General features: G+C 38.2%; 13 protein-coding genes. 10 read left to right on the top strand and 3 right to left on the bottom strand.

Annotated features, from left to right (window positions below; translation table 11 throughout):
* Position 1 precedes the first annotated feature (1 nt).
* On the bottom strand, positions 2-10201 hold the full coding sequence (locus F6K23_RS03475; protein ID WP_375340729.1) for a CHAT domain-containing protein: 10200 nt from the start codon (positions 10199-10201) through the stop codon (positions 2-4).
* Positions 10202-10573: 372 nt separating this feature from the next.
* On the opposite strand from F6K23_RS03475, the gene F6K23_RS03470 reads away from it, so the two are divergent.
* From F6K23_RS03470 to F6K23_RS03455, 4 genes are all read left to right on the top strand, one after another.
* Positions 10574-10816, top strand: a complete 243-nt coding sequence (locus F6K23_RS03470) for a hypothetical protein (protein WP_293150598.1) — start codon at positions 10574-10576, stop codon at positions 10814-10816.
* 170 nt (positions 10817-10986) lie between these two features.
* Positions 10987-11856 (top strand): caspase domain-containing protein, encoded by an 870-nt coding sequence (locus F6K23_RS03465; protein ID WP_367267603.1) that lies wholly within the window; start codon positions 10987-10989, stop codon positions 11854-11856.
* A 46-nt stretch (positions 11857-11902) separates the two neighbouring features.
* Positions 11903-12241 carry a tetratricopeptide repeat protein gene (locus F6K23_RS03460; protein WP_293150595.1) on the top strand — a complete coding sequence of 113 codons (339 nt, stop codon included), beginning with the start codon at positions 11903-11905 and terminating at the stop codon, positions 12239-12241.
* Positions 12238-12492: a hypothetical protein gene (locus F6K23_RS03455; protein ID WP_293150592.1), complete on the top strand. Its 255-nt coding sequence runs from the start codon at positions 12238-12240 to the stop codon at positions 12490-12492. The genes F6K23_RS03460 and F6K23_RS03455 overlap by 4 nt, the downstream gene beginning before the upstream one ends.
* A 493-nt stretch (positions 12493-12985) precedes the next feature.
* Here the strand turns inward: F6K23_RS03455 and F6K23_RS03450 are convergent, their stop codons facing one another.
* A complete protein-coding gene (locus tag F6K23_RS03450) occupies positions 12986-13807 on the bottom strand; it encodes a Uma2 family endonuclease (RefSeq protein WP_293150589.1) in 822 nt (273 codons plus the stop codon).
* Between the two features lie 177 nt (positions 13808-13984).
* Positions 13985-14569 (bottom strand): Uma2 family endonuclease, encoded by a 585-nt coding sequence (locus tag F6K23_RS03445; protein WP_293150586.1) that lies wholly within the window; start codon positions 14567-14569, stop codon positions 13985-13987.
* A 622-nt stretch (positions 14570-15191) separates the two neighbouring features.
* Here F6K23_RS03445 and F6K23_RS03440 point away from each other — a divergent pair.
* The 6 genes from F6K23_RS03440 to F6K23_RS03415 form a co-directional block, all read left to right on the top strand.
* Entirely contained in the window at positions 15192-15743 is a 552-nt protein-coding gene (locus F6K23_RS03440) for a hypothetical protein (protein WP_293150583.1), read from the top strand.
* A gap of 331 nt (positions 15744-16074) precedes the next feature.
* Positions 16075-17028: a DUF1822 family protein gene (locus tag F6K23_RS03435; protein ID WP_293150580.1), complete on the top strand. Its 954-nt coding sequence runs from the start codon at positions 16075-16077 to the stop codon at positions 17026-17028.
* A gap of 228 nt (positions 17029-17256) precedes the next feature.
* Complete coding sequence (locus tag F6K23_RS03430) at positions 17257-17406, top strand: hypothetical protein (protein ID WP_293150577.1); 150 nt, start codon at positions 17257-17259, stop codon at positions 17404-17406.
* 75 nt (positions 17407-17481) lie between these two features.
* Complete coding sequence (locus F6K23_RS03425; RefSeq protein ID WP_293150574.1) at positions 17482-17697, top strand: DUF1036 domain-containing protein; 216 nt, start codon at positions 17482-17484, stop codon at positions 17695-17697.
* Positions 17698-18441: 744 nt separating this feature from the next.
* Positions 18442-18963, top strand: a complete 522-nt coding sequence (locus F6K23_RS03420; protein ID WP_293150571.1) for a hypothetical protein — start codon at positions 18442-18444, stop codon at positions 18961-18963.
* A gap of 1187 nt (positions 18964-20150) precedes the next feature.
* The coding region (locus F6K23_RS03415) for a peroxidase family protein (protein WP_293150568.1) at positions 20151-23050 on the top strand (2900 nt) is incomplete at its 3' end.

The following is a 23050-nucleotide window of genomic DNA, read 5'->3' as shown; positions in this document are numbered from 1 at the left end:
ACTACCAGGGACTACCAACCATGGTAAACCCTGCCCAATAATAAGGATGGGAAAAATTTTGATTTTTCTGATGTGCCAACTCAGGAGGCAAAGGCACTTCCCCACGACTACCAGACCCCCTCAAAATTCCATCTTCGATCGCAACTTCACCCCTCAACATTGCCAACTGGGTCTGTCGCAACACTTCTGCCTTAATATTGAGATTACCCAAATGAGAATAAAATTCTGTCATCAATCCTAATGTTCCTTCATCGCTAACCAACCATAAACTTGCCAATACGGACTTAACTCCTGTTGCCACTGCAAAGCCAGCAAAACCTAATTCTGCTTCTTTATTTCCTACTGCGGTTTGACAAGCGGACAATACTAATAATTCCACTGGTGGTTGACTCCAACCTAATTTTCTGACTTGATTTAATCGCAATTTTTCATTCCACAACTGAATATATGAATTACTTATATTTCCACCATTAAATTTAGCATGAGTAGCCAAATGAATTATCGGATAAGGATAATTTTGACGTTGATTAATTAAATTTTTCAGAGTAAATTCTTCATTGAGAAACATATTACCCTGCCATAAATTTTGAGAAATAGTTTCTAACTCCACAGGTACAGCAAATAAGGGCGCTTGTTTTGTAAATTCACTGGCTCCCATAGCTAATAAAGTAGTATTATGAACAGAACTATAACGACTATCCATTAAACTGACACTAGGAATACTACTAATGCTGTATTTTTCTATTAAAAATTGTTCTCCATCGTGTAAAGCTGCTAAGGGTAATAAACGAAATCCTACATCCAGACTAAATAAAATTGTATCAATATTTGCTGCTTCTAATTCGGTAGCAATGGGGGCTATTAATAATTGATATAATTGTTGAGATGCTGCTAAATAACTTGTGGTTTTGCGTTGTTTTTTATCTGTGATTTCTAGCATTAATTCTATGGTGGCTAGTTTTAGTTTCTCGCGATTTGCTGTAGAAATTGTTTTGAGGATTGGTTGACCTTCTTTGGTAAATAAGATTATCTGTAATTGGTCTGAGTAAGCATTGATATAAACAACAGCAGATTCTTTTCCGGTTTGATTTGCTATATCTGTTAAAATATTTCGGACATTCTGTGTGGAAAGTAATTTTTCGTCAAAATCTTCTCCGAAGTAATCTGAATATTCGTTGATGCGCTGTTGTTCTAACATTGTTACTATTTTTTCTGAACCTGTGGCTACTGTCAGGGTATTGGTATTAATAGTATCAATGATATTTAATATTTTTTTTGTGTCGGTGGTTTTGTTGATAGATTCTTCAGTTTGCTCTTTAGCAGTGCCAGTATTTGTTGTTTGGTCGTTGTTACTAGGGGTAATATTTGAAATTAAATTGGAAGTAGAAGGGATTTCTGGACTATTTGTATCTAAAGAATTTGTGGGAGTATTGGAATTATTGGAATTATTCGTATTTTCTCCATCAATGAGAGGATTATTAATCGGGGTATTGTCATTAGGAGATGCAGAAATTTCTGCTATGTTTTGATTAGTTCCATCGTTCTGAATATTGATAGATTCATTGCTGGTATTTGGAGTGACATTACCAATATTTTGATTAGTTCCATCGTTCTGAATATTGATAGATTCATTGCTGGTATTTGGAGTGGCATTACCAATAGTTTGATTACCTTCTGCAATAGCAATATTAGTGGCATCATCCCCAGCATTTTGATTAATATCTCCTATAGTTTGATTACCTTCTGCAATAGCAATATTAGTGGCATCATCCCCAGCATTTTGATTAATATCTCCTATAGTTTGATTACCTTCTGCAATAGCAATATTAGTGGCATCATCCCCAGCATTTTGATTAATATCTCCTATAGTTTGATTACCTTCTGCAATAGCAATATTAGTGGCATCGCCGTCTGCATTTTGATTAATTTCTTCTATATCCTGGTCTCCTCCAGAATCAATATTAATATTTGCATCTCCATCTCCCGTATCCTGACTAATACCTCCAGTATTAACATCCTCGGTTGCTCTGAGTATTAAATTTCCTATGGTGCCATCAGAGCTAATTTCAATATCATAAGTTGTAATTGAACCATCTGTAGCTTCCACATTTATTGCACCTGCGCTCGTTGTACCAATAGAAGTTAAGTCTCCCGTACCTACTTCCTCTCCGTTGATAACTATACTGCCACTACTTCCTGCTGGCGCTTGTGTAGTCACATTACCTGTATTCACTGTTGCTGTACGACTCTGTATCCTCAAATTACCGCTTTCAGTCGCACCAAAAGATGACACATTTGCTAAATTCACACTTTCTGGAGCATTCAGATCGATATTTCCTCCCCTGCCTTGCTCTGAAAAAGAGTCAATATTCCCAGTTGAGTTAATTTCACCTATTTCACTTTCTACCGTGACATTACCTCCCTGTTCCCTTCCCTGAGAACGAATGCCACTAATACTTATATTTCCAGGAGATGTAAGAGTGACATTTCCAGCCATTCCTTCTGTGGAAAAAGTGTTTAATTCTCCTTGAGCATCTATACTATTTTCACTGCGACTTTCTATAGTAATATCCCCTCCTCCTTCTGCTCCCTGAGATAAAATATTTTCTAGATGAATGTGTTCCTCCGCCATAATAGTCACATTTCCAGCAGTACCTCTTTCTGAAAAAGTTTCTATAGCTGTTGTGGCATTTATTTCTCCAGTTTGACTGGCGATCGTAATATCTCCTCCTGTAGTTGGTTTTTCTGGGTTAAGAGCGCTAGCTCTTAGTAGACCGATAGTAATATTATCTCTAGCATTGAGAGTAATATCACCGGAACCATCAGGAGAACGAGAATTGATAACTCCAGCGGTGGTATCTATTGCGCCATTGTTACTGGTGATAGTGATATTTTCTGCAACTCCTCTGGTTGCTTCTCCTTGAGGTATGGGTATAAGAGTAAAGTTGTCATTTACTGGTTGTTGTTGTCTGACAAAACCTGATGCTAGGTCTATTTGACCTACTTCTATTGCGCTATCCGCAATAATATCAATTTTGCCCGTGTCGCCAATATCTGCTCCGGAATATATTCTCGCTGTTGCTGTATTAATATTGTTGCCTGCTTCCAGAATAATGTCTCCTCCTTGACCTTGGTTGTTAATGTCGCTGTTATCTGGAGGTTCTGACGCTGAGATAATATCACTGTTTTGCCTGATATTGATATCGCCTCCAGCTTTGAGAAATATTTGACCTCCATCTGCATCAGCGAAAGAGTAAATATTGCTGCTGGTAATATCTCCTTGGGGTGCTTCTATAGTAACGTTGCCTCCGTTGCCATCTCCAGAATAATTTGCCAAAAAGCCTTGAGATGTATTGACGTTTCCGGTTTCTGTGGTGATAGTTATTTGACCACCTTGTTGTTGACCGTGAGAACTAATAGTGTTGGTGGTAATGTCTGTTTTAGCTTGGAGAGTGACATCTCCAGCGTTACCTTTTTCTGAAAATGACTGGATGGGTTGGGTCGCATCAATTTCTCCTTGTTCACTAATGATGCTGATATTACCTCCGTCAGCAGTTTCTTGTGACTCTGAGGCAGAAGATTGAATAATACCTGTAGCGATATTTTCTTGAGCTGTAATTTCTATTGCGCCTGCGTTTCCTGCATCGGTGCTTTTGGCTGAAATAGTACTATTTTCGGCTTGGAGAGACCCTGTATTAATAGTGATTTTTCCTCCGTTTCCTGTGCCTGTAGTTTCTGTAATAATTTGACCTTCTAATTGAAATGTTTCGCTAGGAGTAATATTGATGCGGCCTCCATCTCCGCTGTCGGATGTAGCTGCTGATATAGTAGTATTTTCAGCTATGGTGAGGTGTTCTGTTTCTATGTTGATGATGCCTGCGTCTCCACTGCCTTCTGTTTCAACTGTTATTCTGCCTTCCCCTGTAATATTAATGTTTTCTGGAGCAAATATATTGATATTACCTCCGTCTCCACTGGAAGTAGTGCGGGCAGAGATAAAGCCATTTTCGGTAAAAGTAATATTGAGGTTCGGGTCAATTCGAGCGGAATAATTTTCTCTTCTCCCCATCTCCCCATCTCCCCATCTCCCCATCTCCCCATCTCCCCATCTCCCCTTCCCCCCATCTCTGTTATAGGGTTTAAGAGTAAGAGTACCTGCGGGAGTTTCTCCTGCTGTTTCGGCGAATATTCCCAGTCGGCCTGAAATTAGTAAGTCTGTAGCATTGATAGTAATATTACCTCCTGCTTCAGTGTTAGTTGCCCCTTCTCTTGCTGTAGCACTAATTTGGGCATTTTCTCCAATAGTTAGTTGTCTAGTGTTTATTTCTATGTTTCCCGCTTGACCTTTGTTATTAGTTTCTGTGGTTAGGGTTGTTCCGGTTTCTAAAGTGAAGTTTTGAGTATTAATATTGATAGCTCCAGCGTTGCCTTTATCTTCTGTAGAAGCTGATATAGCTACTCCATCGGAGAGCGTCAGGTTTTGAGTATTGATATTGATAGCTCCAGCATTTCCTTCATCTGTAGTTTCCACAGAAATACTACCATCCCCTATAATATTTATACTTTCTGGAGCACTGAGATTGATATTTCCTCCGTTACCTGTGGAACTGGTAGAGGCAGAGATGAAGCCATTATTTGTGAAAGTTATTTCTAGGTTGGGGTCAGTTTTGTAAGGGTTGAGGGTGAGAGTGCCTGCATCTGCTGTTGCTTCAGTTTCGGCAAATATTCCCAGTTCCCCTGAGATGTTTAATTCATTGGTATTGATGGTGATATTTCCACCTGGGTCGGTTGTAGTTGCTCCGAGGTTAACTGTGGCACTAATTTGGGCATCTTTTCCTATTGTTAGTTGGGGAGTTGTGATTTCTATATTTCCAGCTTTTCCGCCTCTGTTGGTTTCCACTGATAGTTGGGTTTCTGCTTCTAAGTTGAGTATTTCTGTGGCTTTGACTGTGATGTTACCTCCATCTCCAGTAGTTTCGGTGAAAGCTAGTATTTGGGTATTGGGTTGAATGTTAATTTGGTCGCCTTCTAGGTTGATGTTGCCAGCGTTGCCTGGACCTGCTGTGAAGGCTGTGATATCTATGCCGCCAGAGAGGGTGATGTTAGGGCTGAGGATGTCAATTTGGCCAGCGTTGCCTGCTCCGCTGCTGCGGACTGTTATTTGTCCGTTGCCAGTAATGTTGAGGGTTTCTGGGGCAAATAGGATGATGTTGCCTCCTGTGCCACTGCTTTCAGTGAAGGCTGAGATTTGGGCGTTTTCGTTGAGGGTGAGTTGGGTGTCTGTTGTGATAAATATATTGCCTGCGCTTCCTTGACCCAGGGTACTGGCATCTATTACTGCACCGTTGGTAACTGCTAGAGAATCTGTGGTAATACTTACATCCCCCGCTTTCCCTTCTGCCTCTTCTCCCACCCTGCTAAATACTCCACTGGGGAAACCATCTGGAGATATCCCATCAATGACTACAGTATCCTTTGCTGTAATATCAATAGTGCCTGCATTTCCTGTGCCAAGGGTACTGGCATCTATTACAGCAACATTAGTAACTTCCAGAGAACCTGTGGTAATCCTCACACCACCTGCATTCCCTTCTGCTGTAACTTCGACTGTACTGTATGCTCCACTGGAGAAGCCAAAGTCAGATTCTCCATCAAATACTACAGTACCCTTTGCTGTAATATCAACGCTTCCTGCATTCCCTTTGCTAAAGGTACTAGCAGATATTTGAGCACCATTAGTAACTTCCAGAGAACCAGTAGTAATTATCACACCACCTGCATCCCCTTCTGCTGTACCTTCGACTGTACTGTATGCTCCACTAATGATGATAAAGGGTTCTTGAATCGATCCATCAAACACAACAGTTTCTTCTGCAGTAATATTAATACTTCCTGCATCTCCTTGACCACGGGTACTGGCAGATATTAGAGCACCATTGGTAACTGTCAGGGAGCCAGTTTCTATTGTCACACCTCCAGCATTCCCTTTTGCCCCTTGTCTCACTTGACTAAATGCTGTACCGGGTAAGCCAAACTCATTTTCTCTGTCAAACACTACAGAATCTTCTGCTGTGATATTAATTTTTCCTGCATCTCCTTGACCACGGGTACTGGTAGATATTTGAGCGCCATTAGTGACTTTTAGAGAACCTGTGGAAATGCTTATGCCCTCGACATCACCTTCTGCTCCTAATTCTACTTCGCTAAATGCGCCACCTAAAGTACCATGTGGAGATACCCCATCAAAAACCACAGTATCATCTGCTGTGATATTAATTTTTCCTGCATTTCCTTGACCACGGGTACTGGCAGATATTTGAGCACCATTTTTCACCTCCAGAGACCCGGTGGTAATAGTTACACCCCCCGCATCCCCTTCTGCTGTTTTTTCCACACGGCTAGTTACTCCAGTGAGACCTTCTGGGTCTCCTCCTCCTCCATCCAAAACTACAGTTTCAGTAGCATTAATCTCCACAGTCCCTGCATTCCCTTTTCCTTCGGTAGTGGCAAATATCTCACCTTCATTTTTAACTTCCAGAGACCTAGTGTTAATAGTTACTTTCCCCCCATTCCCTTCTGCTCTTGGTTCTACTTCGGCAGATACATCAGCACCATTTTTAACTTCCAGAGACCTGGTGGTAATAGTGACACTTCCCCCATCCCCTTTTGCTTCTCCTGCCACAGTGCTACTTGCTGCACTCGGCGTACCTTCTGAGTCTTCTCCCTCCAAGACCACAGTCTCAGTAGCATGAATCTCCACAGCCCCTGCATTCCCATTACCAAAGGTATTGGCTAGTATTTGAGCACCATTTTTCACCTCCAGAGACCTGGTGGTAATAGTTACACTCCCTGCATTTCCTTCTGCTCCTTCTTCCACACTGCTAGTTACTCCAGTCAAACCTTCTGAGTCTTCTCCCTCCAAGACAACAGTCTCAGTAGCATGAATCTCCACAGTCCCTGCATTCCCATTACCAAAGGTACTCGCAGATACTTGAGCACCATTTTTCACCTCCAGAGACCCGGTGGTAATAGTTACACCTCCCCCATTACCTGTGCTATAGGTATCGGAAGATATCTCAGCACCATTTTTAACTTCCAGAGACCCGGTGGTAATAGTTACACCTCCCCTATTCCCTTCTGTTCCTTCTTCCACACTGCTAATTACTCCAGTGGGATATTCTGAGTCTTTTCCATCCAAGACCACAGTGTCAGTAGCATTAATCTCCACAGTCCCTGCATTCCCTGTGCCCAAGTTACTGGCAAATATCTTACCTTCATTTTTAACTTCCAGAGACCTGGTGGTAATAATTACATCCCCCCCATTCCCTTCTGCTCCTTCTTCTACTTCGGCAGATACATCAGCACCATTTTTAACTTCCAGAGACCCGGTGGTAATAGTGACAGTTCCCCCATTCCCTTTTGCTCCTTCTGCCACAGTGCTACTTGCTGCACTCGGCGTACCTTCTGAGTCTTCTCCCTCCAAGACCACAGTCTCAGTAGCATGAATCTCTACATTCCCTGCATTCCCATTACCAAAAGTATTGGCTAGTATTTGAGCACCATTTTTAACTTCCAGAGACCTGGTGGTAATAGTTACATCTCCGGCATTCCCTTCTGCTCCTTCTGCCACACCACTAACTACTCCGGTGAAACTGTCTGAGTTTCCTCCATCAAAGACTACAGTATCAGTAGCATGAATCTCCACGCTCCCTGCATCCCCTTTGGCAAGGGTACTTGCAGATATCTCAGTACCATCAATAACAGAAAGGTTTTTAGCCGCGATATTAATATCACCTCCTGTTTCACCATCAGTAACAACATCAGCAGAAATGTCTTCAGTAACAGTCACATCTCCTCTACTATCAAGAATAATATCTCCCCCATCAATAGTCTTAATACCATCCACATCCTCACTCACACCACCAATATTCACATTTCCTACATCAAAAAATACTCCACCACTGCCAGAAACTGCCTCTAAATTACCCACCTCTAACCGCAATGGTGCACCCGCTAAACCTATTCCTCCATTGCCATTTGTTTCAAATAAAACACTACCCGCATTAATAATTGAATTGTCAGAAACTCGGGCAATATTTCCCCCATTAGCATTAACTAAAACTTGCCCTGTTGTAGTTAAATTTGCCAGATTTATATCCCCAACTTCTCCTAAATTTCCTAACTGAATATTAATCGTGCCACTGCCTGCATTTAATGTCGTTCCATCTAATTGATTTATCGAAGCTTTCCCCTCACTCCGATTAGCAAAATTCATCTCATCATTATTGCCAAGTAAATCAATATTTCCATTACCAATTGATGTGTCAATATCGGCATTTATATTAATACTTCGTCCGGCTTTTAATTCTACAGATGAGTCAGTTTCTATTTTTTCATTGATTGTTATATCGTTGTCGGCAAATAAAATTATATCTCCTGATAACTCCCCAATATTTTCTGCGGAAATTGTCACATCAGAATTTTTATCTTGAGCAAAGGGGTCTATTGGTATTTCTGTTTCTGTTGTTTCTGAGTTATCGGCAATTTCTGTAGAAGTAACTTCTGTCTCTGAATTTGTATTTTCTGTGGTTTCTGAATTATCGACATTTTCTTCTGTACTTTCTGCAGATGCTACTTCCGAATTATTATCTACTGTTTCTGTTTCTGAATTTTCAGTATTTTCTGTAGTGGGAGAATCTGTACTTTCTGCAGATGCTACTTCCGAATTATTATCTACTGTTTCTGTTTCTGAATTTTCAGTATTTTCTGTGGTGGAAGAATCTGTATTTTCTGTAGATGCTACTTCCGAATTATTATCTACTGTTTCTGTTTCTGAATTTTCAGTATTTTCTGACTCTCCCACTGTGATATTTTCTGGGTCTAATAATATTGTTCCTTGGGTACCAAATGCGGCACTAACATTGACATTTCCATCAAATATTAATTCTTGTTTTCCAGATACTTCAACAAACCCTCCATTACCAGAAAAATCTCCCCCTTTAGCACTAATATTTCCGGCAAAATTAGTTACTCCATCTGACCAAATTATTACTCTTCCTCCGTCACCATTTATAATAGCATCAGCAGAAATAAATGAGTTATTGTTTACAAATGTCTGCTGAGAGTTACTCACTATTCCATTGCCTTGAAAGTCGCCTCCAATTAATACTGTTCCACCTCCGTTGATACCATCAGCATGAATATTAGCATCAATAATTGCTACGCGATCGCCCAACACATTAATCTGTCCACCAAGATTATTATTTCCCTCCTCATAAAGGTAACTAGGAAGGGTCGATACATCTATATTCCCAGAGGCAAGCACATCTCCTGGAGTATCAGCAACCAAAGTATTTGCATCTATCAACACTACATCACCATCAGCATTAATACTCATAGAGGTAGCATGAGTTTCATCCCCACCTGTCAATAATTCTGGTAATGATAAGGGTGTGAAATTTGTTTCTTCTGTAATTCCGACTGATGAGGATACATCTAAACTTAACAAATGTCCTGGTTGAGATATTCTCAGAGTGCTGCCACCTTCCACTGCTGCAATAGTAACATTACCTCCTGCGGTAGAGAGTTCCCCGGTGTTGATGACTGTGCCACCCAATAAGGTCAAATTCTCCCCTGGGTTTAAACTTAAATTTCCTTCATTAACTATTGCGCCTGGGTTTGATACATTAAAACGATAACCACTGGGATTTCCCACTAGGTTTGAGTAGTCATTTGTTCCTATAGCTTGAAACCAGAAGTTGTTGCTGTTGAAACCAATACCTGTGGCAGTAGTCACGCTGAATGAAGCGGGTAGGTTAAGAGTGGCATTGGGGCCAAATATCATTCCAGCAGGGTTCATCAACAAGAGGTTAGAATTGCTGCCAATGACTTGAATAAGACCGTTAATAATAGAAGCATTACCACCTGTAACTCTACCCAGAATATTGCGGGTATCTGGGGTGGTGAGGAAGTTAGCGGTTTGACCGGAGTTGACGTTGAATTGGTCGAAGCTGTGGAAAAGGTTTCTGCCACTACGGGTGCCTCCTTGAATGTTAAATTGGTTGCCGTTTTGGTTGACGGTTGTACCTGTGCCATCATTAGCAGGGGTGATGGGTTGTGCTTTCCCAGGAGTCGCCACTACTATTGGGAGTAGAGGTATCAACAGAGACAAAGGATAATATGCAACTCTGAAGGTTTTCATCATGGTGATTGAAACTGGGTTAGATTTAATTGAAATTTTGAGAAAGATAGAATAAAGTGATAACTACAACCTTGCTAGGGAGCTTCCATGGAAGGTCTTTACGCTAGTATACCTAAATAAAAATTAATATAAATAATATTCATATATTTCGCGTAGTATACCAATTATGCGTTCTTCTAAATTTTAAAGTTTGTATAGTTTATTTGTATAATTTTTTCTATTGTCATCGTATATATTATTAAGAAAGGAGTCAGGAGACAGGAGTCAGGAGTCAGAATGGAATTCTTGACTGTTAACGCAGTTCTGACCATAGGAGGCTAACTGATAACTGATCTCAAATCCGGTTGAATACTTATTATATGAGATAGGGGGATGGGGAGATGGGGAGATGGGGGGATGGGGAGATGGGGGGATGGGGAGATGGGGAGATGGGGAGATTTAAGGCGAGAAAGTGTGGATAGAATTATAAACATATACTGTATAACCGGATTCTATATGATAACTGAAATGACTCTTTCTCCAATACAATTATGGAGTAATAATATAAAATTATGCCTAAATCAGCAGGTAATTCTAATGTGGAAAAACTCAAAACTGGTGAAGCCCAACTTTTAATTCTTTTAGTGGGAATTAATCAATATGATGATACTGGAATAACCAACCTTAATTATTGTGTTAATGATTGTCAATAATTAAAGGCTGCACTAGAAATATCTACAAAATTATTCACCTATAAAACTATTATTATCCATCACGATAATACTCGTGAATCTCCTCATCTTGATGTGGTGAAAAATAGCTTAGAAAAATTAGTCAATCAAGCTACTAAAGAAGATACTATCTTAATTTATTTTTCTGGTCATGGTTTTTTAGACAAACAAACTCAGCAACCAATATTATGTCTGAAAAATACTGAAACTAATAATTTAACTACAACGGGTTTGCCTGTGGCAGAAATTCTGCAAAAGTTGGCAGCAAGTGGTGCTAAATATCAATTGATTTTTATTGATGCTTGTCATAGTGGTGGAACAAGTATTAATTTTCAGCATTTATCTCAAAGTAAGAAATTATCTGAATCTGAAACATCTAGTATTGCTCCACAATTAATAGAATTATTTTGGCAAAGGGCTGCTAAAAGTAAGGGTTTCTATGCGCTTTTGTCTTGCGATAAGCATGAACAATCTGAAGAATGGAAAAATTTAAAACATGGATTATTTACTTATTATTTGATTCAAGGTTTTTTGGGGAAAGCTGCGGATAAGTCGGGAGTAATTGAGGCGGATAGTTTATATAAATATGTCTATCATCGCACTTTAGAATATATTGATAAAACTAATCAGCAAATTCGTTTGACTAATCAACAAAAAGCTAATCGTGGTGAATCAAATATTCAGTCGGAGTCTCCTGGGCAAACTCCTCTAAGAATTGTGGAAGGAGCGGGAGAGTTTGTGTTAGGAATTGTGCCGATTAATAGTAATGAAAATAGTCGGCGACAGGCTGTAATTATTAATGGTTTAGCAGGATGTGAGGAGACTGTTTCTTTATCAGGTGTTTTGCACAGTCGGGGTGAATTTGTTGTGAGATATTGGCCACGAACAGACAGCTCTTGGCAAAGTCAAAAAGGGAGTAAAACTGGCAACAGAGGGAAAAATTGAGTCGGCAATTAGTCTTTACAAGGAAGCTCAGGAATTAGATTCAGATGTGGAAATAACTGCTTGGAATTGGAATAGACTTTGTTGGTATGGCAACCTAAACAAGCAAGCTGATAAGGTGATGTTTGCTTGCGAGAAAGCTGTTCAACTTAGACCTAATTATGGATGGAATCATCATAACCGAGGTTTAGCGCGGGCATTAACGGGGGATTTTCCGGGAGCTATTTCTGATTTTCAAGCATACGTTGAATGGACGACAAATGATAAAGAGAAAGCAAAACGTCAAGGTTGGATTGATAGTTTAAAAAAAGGTGAAAATCCATTTACCGAAAAATTGGGTTTAAAGCCTCGCCCTTGTAGGGCGACTTTTTATTTGATTTGCAAGTGAATTGGATATATGCTAAACTGTTATTAGTTGCCGGGGGGCACTCGGAAACTCTAAACGGACGTGGAGGGAAGCATCAGACTACCGCCAAGGAAGCAGCACCCTGTGTTAGCGGCAGCTATGCGAAGCAAAGCGTCAACCCGCCGAAGAGCTACGGCTCAGTAGGAATCCCCGCGCCTTTAGGCCGGGGAGGATGTCAAGGAACTAATAGAGAGGGGCAGCAAACAGTGATTTTGGCACGGATATACGGATGAATTCTCGGTTTGTCATTGCGACTGGAACGGAGTGGAAGGAAGCAATCTCAAGGATGTGCGGAGATTGCTTCGGCTGAGTTAAAACTTTTTCCAGAAGGTTAACTGTTTGTTCACCGCCTCGCAATGACAAGCTCAGATTCTATGTCTTGGCGATCGCCATAGGAAGTCAGAAGTCAGAAGTCAGAAGTAAAATTATTACTGTGACTATATTTGAGAGGAACAATAATTTCCTAATAGTAAACTTTGTAGGTTGGGTTTCCGTAAACGTCAACCCAACAAAATACCAGTATGCTGTTGGGTGTTGGGTTGCGAGATACGCTTAACCCAACCTACGGTGTTTTTTCTAAAATTGAGCGATCGCCATAGGAAGTCAGAAGTCAGAAGTTAGAAGTCAGAAGTAATGTTATGTCCAGTTGTAATTATTTTTGTCATCAGAAATGGCAGTGGGAGCATCTTGCTCCCATGCTAGGCATTCCTTGTTCATATTTTTCAACTACTCAGAATATAGTTTTCGCAATTCATCCATTGAAGAAACCTGGGGAATTTGAGTAACAATTCTCTCTAATAATTTCACATCATTAATTGCTGAAATCTCGGATAATATACCCAGATATTCATCACCAAACTTGAATTTTAATCCCATTTCAATTGCCAATAATAACACCTGTTTAATTTGAGCATCCTTTTGGGATAGCTCCAGATTTTTTTCTGCTGCTATTTCATCTCCTGTTTGAATTACATTCCCATCAGCATCGCACCAACGTAACCAAGTACCATTAATATTTTCAAACCTACCATTCCACAGAGTTAATCCCAGATTTATATCCGTAAACCAAGCATCATTTTTAGGAATATAAGAATTAAATTGAAGTTGAAATACTTGCAGTACAGTTTCACTTAGTTTTTGCAATGGATCGTAGACAACATAATAAGGAATTTTTAACTGCGCGTAGTCTGTTAATTTACTTCCTAATTCATTGCCAGGAGTAGGAGAAACAATTTCAATTACAACATCTGGTGGCTTGCCAAATTCCCAGAATAAATAAGAACTAACATTTCTTTCCCACCATTCTTCACTGCCAATAATATTTAAGCTTAAAAACACATCCGGCACAATTCCTGAATCTCGGACATGGGAAAATAAACCGACATTAGCAGCAACAATAAAAGGAACATTTATAGGTATTTCAGCACCACTATAAAATACAGTTGCAAGTAAACGTTGTTGTTTTTCATTAATAAAACTATCCAAGGGAGTATCATCCTCCAGAATCATATTACTGGTGTCTGGATATTCATGGGGCAGAAGTTTCATTTCAGTTATCAGTTATCAGTTATCAGTTATCAGTAAACTTTGTAGGTTGGGTTAAGCGACAGCGCAACCCAACAACTATAAATTTGTGTTGGGTTTCCTTAAGGTCAACCCAACCTACGATAGTAAATATTCTAGCAACTATACTGAACTTTTTTTAGATATCTAAATGAATCTTTTCTAAAGATTGGAAACAATTTTATTAGCAATTTCAGCTTTTTTAAATACTTGTTCAGCAGTTAACTCTAATCCGGCAAATAAAGAATCTATCAGTAGAGTATCTCCCATATAAGTTTGTGGCGGTGCATCTGGATAAAAAACTGTAATACTCCTAGCCTTACTATCAACAACCCATACTCTTAATACACCCGCATCTAAATAATCTTTAGCTTTAGCATTCAGTTGACCATAAGTTTGACCAGGAGAAATAATTTCTATTACTAAATCTGGCGGTACGGAACAAGCAACATCTTCTTCCCAATCTTCAGGAAAACGTTCAGCAGCAAGATACAATAATTCTGGAACAGGCATCCAATCTTTTCCTTTTCTGATTAATTTAACTGCTAATTCTGGGTAAACCTCTCCCTTTCCTGGACACCATTCATCAATTAAATATAGTAAAGCACGAGTCAGTTTAGAATGAAATTTTTTTGGCGACATTTTTGCTACTGCTATTCCATCAATAAATTCATAAGTAATATCTCCTTCTCCTGGTGGAAGTTCGATAAATTCTTGTAATGTGAGTTGATTTTTTACCTGTACCATTTTTCACCTCTAATTCCAAATTTAAAAAAGATAGTTACCAAATAATTAATAATTAATAATTAATAATTAATAATTAAGGTTTAAAGTCTCTCCTTAAAAAGAGAGGGAAGAATATTTTTCTCCTTTCTCTTGTAAAGAAGGGGGTTGGGGAGTTAAATTTTTTTACGCCACAATTTTAGCCTAGATACACTATTACGCCTAATTTCCCACTTTCTCCTCTAAATATGAATAACTTTTCCCAGAGATATCGATATTCAAATAATTAATAATTAATAATTAATAATTAATAATTAATAATTAAGGTTTAAAGTCTCTCCTTAAAAAGAGAGGGAAGAATATTTTTCTCCTTTCTCTTGTAAAGAAGGGGGTTGGGGAGTTAAATTTTTTTACGCCACAATTTTAGCCTAGATACACTATTACGCCTAATTTCCCACTTTCTCCTCTAAATATGAATAACTTTTCCCAGAGATATCGATATTAAAGATATAGCGGTTGCTATTACTAGCGCGGACATTCTCAGTCCTATCAAATATAGTCACAGCAAGAATTTTACTTCTGACTTCTGACTTCTGACTTCAGCTATAGAGACACTCAAACTCTAATATTCTATGAAACTCAAATTATGGACAAAGATGCAAAAACCAAACAACTATTAACCGATATTAAAAATCAAAGGGGAGACCAAAGAAACCAAACCATTGACAGTTTACTAAATATTACTCCCAAGTTGCCAGGAATTCGTCAAGACAAACATCCAGATTATTTACACGCAGTTAATAACACTTTATTCTCTGTCAAACACAATATTGATAAGTTTTTCCAGGAATACAAAAAAAGATGGAGAATTGATATTAGTCAAAATTCACCTCTACTGGTGCGACAGCGTTATGTAATGTGGATAAATGGATTTTTAAAATATGACATTTTTGACTTATACAGAAAAACAAATCAAGAAATTAGTCTTGATACTCCAGTAGGTGAGGAGCAAAAAGAAGATTGGATAGACTTATTAGCTAATGAAGGATTTAATATTTCTACATCAGATGGTTTTGAGACTTATATTACCCATATACAAAATCAGAAAACTCAAATAAAAGGTCTAATTTTAGAACTTTACATTGAGAACTATCCAGAAGGAAAATTACAGAAAATTCATCCCAAAGGATATCCATAATGTAACGCTCAAGCAAGAATTAAGTATTTTTATTTGAGCAATCCAGGCGACAAAATAACAGTTAAATAAAACTGGGTTATTGTTGATAATCCCAAGGAAAAATACATCATAAAAAGCAAAAAAATAACCAATTTTTCTGAACCGGAGAATAAAAATAATTGGACAAATTTTGCTAAGGAGCATGATGTTAAATATCAAACTCTCAAAACCTATTGGAGCAGACATGATGAGAGCGTATTTAAAGAAATTAATCAGGATATCGAGCGGAATTTCGACAAGTACTCCAAACTATTTGCACAACAAATTAAAGAAATATTAGGAGAAAATGACAATGATAAATAGAACAGAATTACAACCAGTTTTTGTAACTTTAGATGCTGAAACACATCAACAAGCTGCCAGTGTAGCATCCGAACAATCTAACCCAGAAATTGGCAAACAAACTTATTTGAATATTCTAGCTGTTAAGGCTGTTAATAATTTATTGACATGCTTAGATTTTTCTACAGATTTACAACAAGTTAAAAGTTTAAATCCAATTCTGAGCGGAGTGTTAAATACCACAGACTTAGTAGTAGAAAACAAGAGATTATTTTGTATTCCAATTTTGCCTGGAAAAACTGAATTTTCCGTACCTCCAGATATACCAGAAAACATCATTGGTTTTGTGGCAGTGCAGTTCGAGCAAATTTTAGATAAAGCAAAAGTCTTAGGATATTTCCCTGTAAAAAATGTAGATAATTTACCCGAAACTATTCCTCTGGAAAAACTACAACCTCTGGATAATTTATTTGCCATTTTAGAAGAATTAAAACTGCAAAATGAGTCAGAAGTATCAGAAATCAATGTCTTAGAATTCCTCAAACAAGGAATTGACGAACTAGCTGAACAAATTGGTTGGCTATTACGCAACAAAAAAGCAGATTTAGCATTTGACAAGGAAGTAGGCACAAAAGAATTAGAAATTCCCACAGATAAAATTTTATCCAAACAACTCAAAATAGCCGGACAATATTTTACTTTACAGGTAATTATTCGAGTGAAAGATGGTGAAATAATCTGGCGATTTGAACTGCAAAATGTAGCTGTGGGAGGTTTAATTCCGGCAGGCTTTAAGTTGCGATTATTGACAGAGTATGGAGACAATTTTGAAAATAATGAAGCTGTATCTACCCATGCTGTGGAAAAGCTGTATGTAGATGTAATTTTAGAACCAGGGGAAGGTTTAATCTGGGAAATTGAGCCGATTCCTGATGATTTTAGTCGGGAAATTTTGCGGTTTTAGTTTGACATTTAATAGGATAAAAACCAAATCCTTGTAGGGACGTTCCATGGAACGTCCTTACTATTTTGATGTCAGCATTTTGAATAATATTTCATCAATTTTACAGGGTAATAAATATCACAATAAATCACAGTCAAAAAAATGACTTGAGGATTTTTTTTCAACATTTTATCTCAGGAGCAAAGTTGATGATTAATATTTTCCCAATTCATCTCAATGACGAAGAAGATGACCCTCTTATTCCACCAAAATATTGAGGCAATTCAGTTTCATAACTTGTCAATAAACAGGAAGGCGATCGCTCAACAAGAACCTATATTTGATATCAGTCTGATAAGCTTAATTGTCACGCAGAAAATTTTCTACAAAACTGAATAAAAAATTCCCACCTAAACGACTAATAAGTAACAGCTAACAAACATTCTTCACTGTTATTAGAGGAGAAAATTCAAGATGTTTAAATTTAATTTAGTTACTCGTTTAACTGCTATTAGTCTCTTTGCTACTACTTCAATTCCTTTAGTTTCTTTACCAGTTCATGCCAGAATTCGAGGTTTAAAAGTTTGTAATGATTCCCATGAGCGAGTCAGCGTTGTTTTAGGTAAAAAATCAGGAGACCAATGGATTACTTCAGGGTGGTGGAACATAGACCCAGGTGACTTTCATTAATGGATAATGGATAATGGATAATTGATAATTACCTCTGGTTAAAACCGCTACGGAATTGAATATAAGGAATATTTTCTTTTCTTGGTCGATGGTCGGACAGCGCAGGTTTCGGAGCCATCCCACCCAACGGGTGCGCTCCGCTAACGACCGCTGTCTTGGTCGATTGGATATGGCGAGGGGACCTCGCCATCCCTCGACCGCTTTTTTTCCCCTTAAAAGGGGAGGCTTCAAGGCGCGAATTATTTAATTATTAATTATTAATTATTCGGTAAAAAACTTGTGGATGGGAAAGTAAAAAACCGAACTTATGGCATTTATGCAAGAGGTAATTGAGGAGGAAAATGGTTAGGAAATAAGCCTTTATGTGTAGAAAATAGTCGATTTGAATATCATTATGCTGATTCAAGTTGTGCCTATGGAAAGTGGGTAAATTTTAGTGTAATTCGACCAGGGAAAATGAAGTACACTTATCGTTTAACACCTAGAATGTAGAAATTTGTCTAACTGGTAATTTATGATTTTTTTGGGTTTTAATTTACCTGAGATATCTAAAAAGTTTTGTTTCCAGTAAGGATTAAATATTCTGATTTAAAATCCTTGCTGAAAAACAAAATTTTTTTTAGTAAAACCGAGAAAAACTGAGTTATTAATCCTCTATAAGTAGTTGAATTTTAGGAGGGTTTAAATCCTCTTCTAAAAAGCTGACCGCTGATTGTTGAACTGCTGAAAGCTTATTAAAAAATCATGGATAATAAAATTATTGGTACTTTTCTAATACTTCTGGGTACCTCAATAATTTTTCCTCAAACAGCTATTCCTATTATAGAAATAATGACACCAATTATCAAACTTATGGAAGAAATTTATGATAATCCAAATCCCTACCAAGAACCGGAAAGTAAAAACTATAGACAAGAATCTCCAGTTATTAATTCTGTTGAAAAAAATTCATCTTTCAACTTAAGCAAATCCAGCCAAAAACTTCGGTATATAAATGGAAAAAAAGTTACTTCCTCTGGTCAAAGCGGACAGTTTTTGGGAAAAGTTGACAGAATCAGGATTCAGAAAAAAACAAGTAGTCAAGATAGCGGAGTAGTTGCGATTATTTGTTGGAATGATGGAATTCAATCCAATGTTTTATTCTTAGAAAATTCCCGCGTTCGCCTGTGGACAAATAGTATAGAATATGGTGGCAAATGGTATTGGGATACAGCAGGTTATTTGCGTATCAAAATGGATCGGGGTTCTCAATATATTTTTAATTAAATAGACATCTCCAGAAAATAAACTTTCCCTTTATTTGCGATAAACTAGAGTGTAAGAACTCAAAAAATCATTTTCCGCGTTTTTTTCCTAAAAACATCTTCCCTATTCCCTATTCCCTACTTTTACAAAAAGTCTATATCTTTTTTGGAGATGTCTAATGGAGTTTAAATAACAACTGATACTTTTGATGAACTTAGGCGATGTGTATTAATCCAACAACAGGCAACAAGAATTTCATTTTCAAAATTAAATGAGTTTTTTAGTCCGGATATCTTTATTTATTCCTAGTATTGATGAATATAATTTAATATTAGGAAGGAAAAACTATAATTATCCACCAACTGTTACAGGGTAGTAGGGAATATCTAACTGTTTTCTCATTTTTTTACTACCCTTGTTTAATATTCCATACCTCACCTGCACTGTCTAATTGGGAACTAAACCCTAACTAACTAATTGAACCTACACCACCACCTACTTCAAAGATATAGCAATTATCTCTGAGCTATTATGTATAATTTTTGCAGCACAATTTTAATCTGGTATATGTTTTTGAGCGCTGCATCAATCACAACAATTCTTCTGTAAGAACGAGAAAAATATTCTTGCTAATTTTAGTACCTTCCTTGACGATCCACTTCAACAAAATCTCTAGATATCAACCCTAAAAATTGCGATATTTTTATCCTGATTTCCTAGGTAGATTCCGCAATTATCTATATAGAACCCCCGATCGTATCTTCATAAATATGCGCGTTTTTTTAGCCTTGAGACAGGAGACAACCCACTCCTAACCCCTCCCAGGAGGGGAAGACAGGAGGTAATTTCAGTTATCAGTTATCAGTTATCAGTTATCAGTACCTCTGCAATAAGGAGGCTTGAAATCTGAAATATTCTCTTTTTTTATCCCCTTAAAAGGGGAGGCGCATACCCAGAATTTTTCGGTAAGAGGGAAAATGTGGGGAGAAATAATACAAAAAATTAAACACTCCTTCAGATGATTTTTCCTCAAAATTGATGGGCGAAAAGACTTGACTACCATAATTATATAGCGATCAAATGGGTTCTATATAAATATAGCAGGGAACAGTAGGAAAAATATTTCCCTGTCTAAAGAACATTATCAGCATAAATCTTAACCTATCTGTCTATTGCTATATATTCTACAATTTACTCTGAAATAAACTATGAATTTTCGTGAAATTAACGGCAGTAATAATAATCAAAATAATCCCGAATATGGTCAAACTGGTGAAAATTTACTTCGCTTTACACCAGCTGCTTATGCAGATGGAATAGAACAATTAGCTAATCCTAATAACCCTAATCCTCGCAATATTAGTAATATCCTATTCGACCAACAAGAATCTATTCCAGACCCACGAAATTTAAGTGATTATGTCTGGGCATGGGGACAATTTGTTGACCATGATATTACTTTGACTCACTTACAGTCCGGTAACAATGCTGAAAGTGCAAACATTTTCATTCCTCAAGGTGACTCAGTTTACACCCCTGGGTCATTTATTCCCGTTACCCGATCGCTATTTGATGAGAATACTGGCACTGATATTAACAACCCCCGGGAACACGCCAATGAACTCACTGCTTGGTTGGATGCAAGTCAAGTATATGGTAGTGATGAAGACCGTGCTAACTGGTTACGCAGTTTCGATGGCGGAAAGTTGAAAGTTACTGCCCATTCTACAGGAGATTTGCTACCTACTAGGGGAAATGACCCAAATGCTCCTGCTATGGCGATGGAAGAAAGTATTGGTGAAAACACTTTTGTGGCAGGGGACGAACGGGCAAACGAACACGCAGTCTTAACTTCGTTGCATACCTTATTTGTGCGGGAACATAACCGTTTAGCAGAAATTATTGATGCCACCCACACAGACTTACCCTCAAATACTACTGCTCGCGATGAAGAGATTTATCAACGAGCGCGTAAAATAGTAGGGGCAGAAATTCAAGCGATTACATATAAAGAATTTTTACCTTCTCTAGGCGTAACTCTCGATCCTTATAATGGTTACGATGCAAATGTTAATCCTGGTATCAATACAGAATTTTCTACTGCTGGTTTCCGTTTGGGTCACACTCTAGTTAGCGGTACTGTGCCACGTCTCAACGAAGATGGTACTACTGCTCCCGTTGGTGAATTAGATTTATTTCAAGGCTTTTTCCAACCAGAGCGCATTACCGAAGATGGAGGAATAGAACCTGTTTTGCGGGGTTTAGCTACCCAGGTACAGCAGCAAACAGATGCGAAAATAGTGGATGATTTGCGGAATTTGTTGTTTACTGGGGCACCCGGTGGCGGACCTGTGGCAAATGGTACAGATTTGGCAGCGTTGAATATCCAGCGCGGTCGCGACCATGGTTTGGCAAATTATAATGAAGTGCGGGAAGCACTGGGTTTATCAAGAGTGAATGATTTTAGTGAAATTTCTTCTGACCCGGAAGTTGTCGCAGCATTAGAAGAACTTTATGGTGATGTTGATAATATTGACCAGTGGGTGGGGATGTTGTCAGAGAAGACTTTGCCAAATTCTAGTATTGGTGAATTGAATGAAGCAATTTTAGAAGACCAGTTTGAACGCTTGCGAGATGGCGATCGCTTCTGGTATGAAAATGATGTTGACCTTGCTCAGTGGCAGTTAGGGGAAAATGGTACTGTTTCAGATTGGTTAGAGAATCTTAATTTATCGGATATTGTCAAGTTAAATACTGAGATTGATAATATTTCAGATAATGTTTTCTTTGTGCCCGATATTGTTGTCACAAATACTAACGATAGTGGTCAGGGTTCCTTAAGAGAGGCGATCGCTAATGCTGACTCTGGCGATACTATTGTATTTGACCCTAGTATTGCTGGTGAAACTATAAATCTGACCAGTGGGGAACTGAGAATAGATAAAGACCTTCATATTGATGGTTATGAAAATAACCCGGTTAATATAAATGCTGGGGGTAACTCCCGTGTCTTTCAGATCGATGATGGCAATAATAGCATTCAAAGTCAGGTATCTATAGATGGAGTTGTTATCGGAGGTGGCAACGTTACTGGTAATGGTGATGATGGAGGTGGTATTTTTAACCGAGAAAATCTCACACTAAGTAACAGTACTATTACAGGTAACACTGCAAATGAGGATGGTGGTGGTATTTTCAATGCTCAAACAGGTAATATTACCATTTCCAACACTACTATTAGCAATAACGAGACAAAAGAAGGATTAGCTTCTGGTGGTGGTATTTTTAATGGTGGAGAAATTAATATTTCCCACAGTGAAATTTCTAATAATTTTGCTAACGATACTGGAGGAGGTATTTACAACTGGAGTCCGGGAAATATTACGATTACTAATAGCACCATTACTGGTAACACAGTGAATAATGATGGTGGCGGTATATTTGTATATGGTGACACTAAAATTCTCGACAGTACCATCAGTGATAATGTAGCTCTTTCCGCTACTGCTGATGGTGGAGGGGTCGCCGTTTTCGGTAATGCAGAAATCACAAACAGTACCATTAGTGGTAATAGTGCGAGAGATGATGGCGGTGGTGTTTATATCAAAGATAATGTTTTTGGCAATATTCCCACTGCCGTTATTACCAATAGCACAATTATTGAAAATACTGCGGTTTCAGATGGTGGGGGTATTTTCAATTTCGGTGTAGTTGAAATCGAAAATACCACTATTATCCAAAATAATGCTCCTGATGGTCGTGGTAGTGGTATTGCTAGTTTCGGAAATACTTCTATTACCTCAACAACTGTTACTTCTAGCACTGTTGCTGATAATGAAAATAGCGATATTGATTTTGTAACTCAGTCGCAAAACTCCTTTATCAGTGGTGGTAATAATGTTATTGGTACAGGAAATGCTGTAGGTAACTTCAATGCTAGCACAGACCAAACTGGAGTTGAGAATTGGGAAGAATCTTCAAAAGACGAAGAAATTATCGGCACTCATCAAAATGATACCCTCATTGGCAATGAAGGAAATGACCAAATTACAGGTCGTCAAGGAAATGATTTATTAATAGGTGTCAATCCTGATAGTAATACTCCCGG

This window comes from Okeania sp. SIO2C9 (genome assembly GCF_010672455.1).
Classification (GTDB): Bacteria; Cyanobacteriota; Cyanobacteriia; order Cyanobacteriales; family Microcoleaceae; genus Okeania.
Note: the sequence above shows the minus strand (reverse complement) of the source record. Positions and strands in the feature narration are given on the sequence as shown.

Bases quoted from the DNA above. Each gene is read 5' to 3' on its own strand.
- F6K23_RS03475 (WP_375340729.1), bottom strand. From the start codon at position 10,201: ATGAAAACCTTCAGAGTTGCATATTATCCTTTGTCTCTGTTGATACCT.
- F6K23_RS03470 (WP_293150598.1), top strand. From the start codon at position 10,574: ATGGGGAGATGGGGAGATGGGGGGATGGGGAGATGGGGGGATGGGGAG.
- F6K23_RS03450 (WP_293150589.1), bottom strand. From the start codon at position 13,807: ATGAAACTTCTGCCCCATGAATATCCAGACACCAGTAATATGATTCTG.
- F6K23_RS03445 (WP_293150586.1), bottom strand. From the start codon at position 14,569: ATGGTACAGGTAAAAAATCAACTCACATTACAAGAATTTATCGAACTT.
- F6K23_RS03440 (WP_293150583.1), top strand. From the start codon at position 15,192: ATGGACAAAGATGCAAAAACCAAACAACTATTAACCGATATTAAAAAT.
- F6K23_RS03435 (WP_293150580.1), top strand. From the start codon at position 16,075: ATGATAAATAGAACAGAATTACAACCAGTTTTTGTAACTTTAGATGCT.
- F6K23_RS03430 (WP_293150577.1), top strand. From the start codon at position 17,257: ATGACCCTCTTATTCCACCAAAATATTGAGGCAATTCAGTTTCATAAC.
- F6K23_RS03425 (WP_293150574.1), top strand. From the start codon at position 17,482: ATGTTTAAATTTAATTTAGTTACTCGTTTAACTGCTATTAGTCTCTTT.
- F6K23_RS03420 (WP_293150571.1), top strand. From the start codon at position 18,442: ATGGATAATAAAATTATTGGTACTTTTCTAATACTTCTGGGTACCTCA.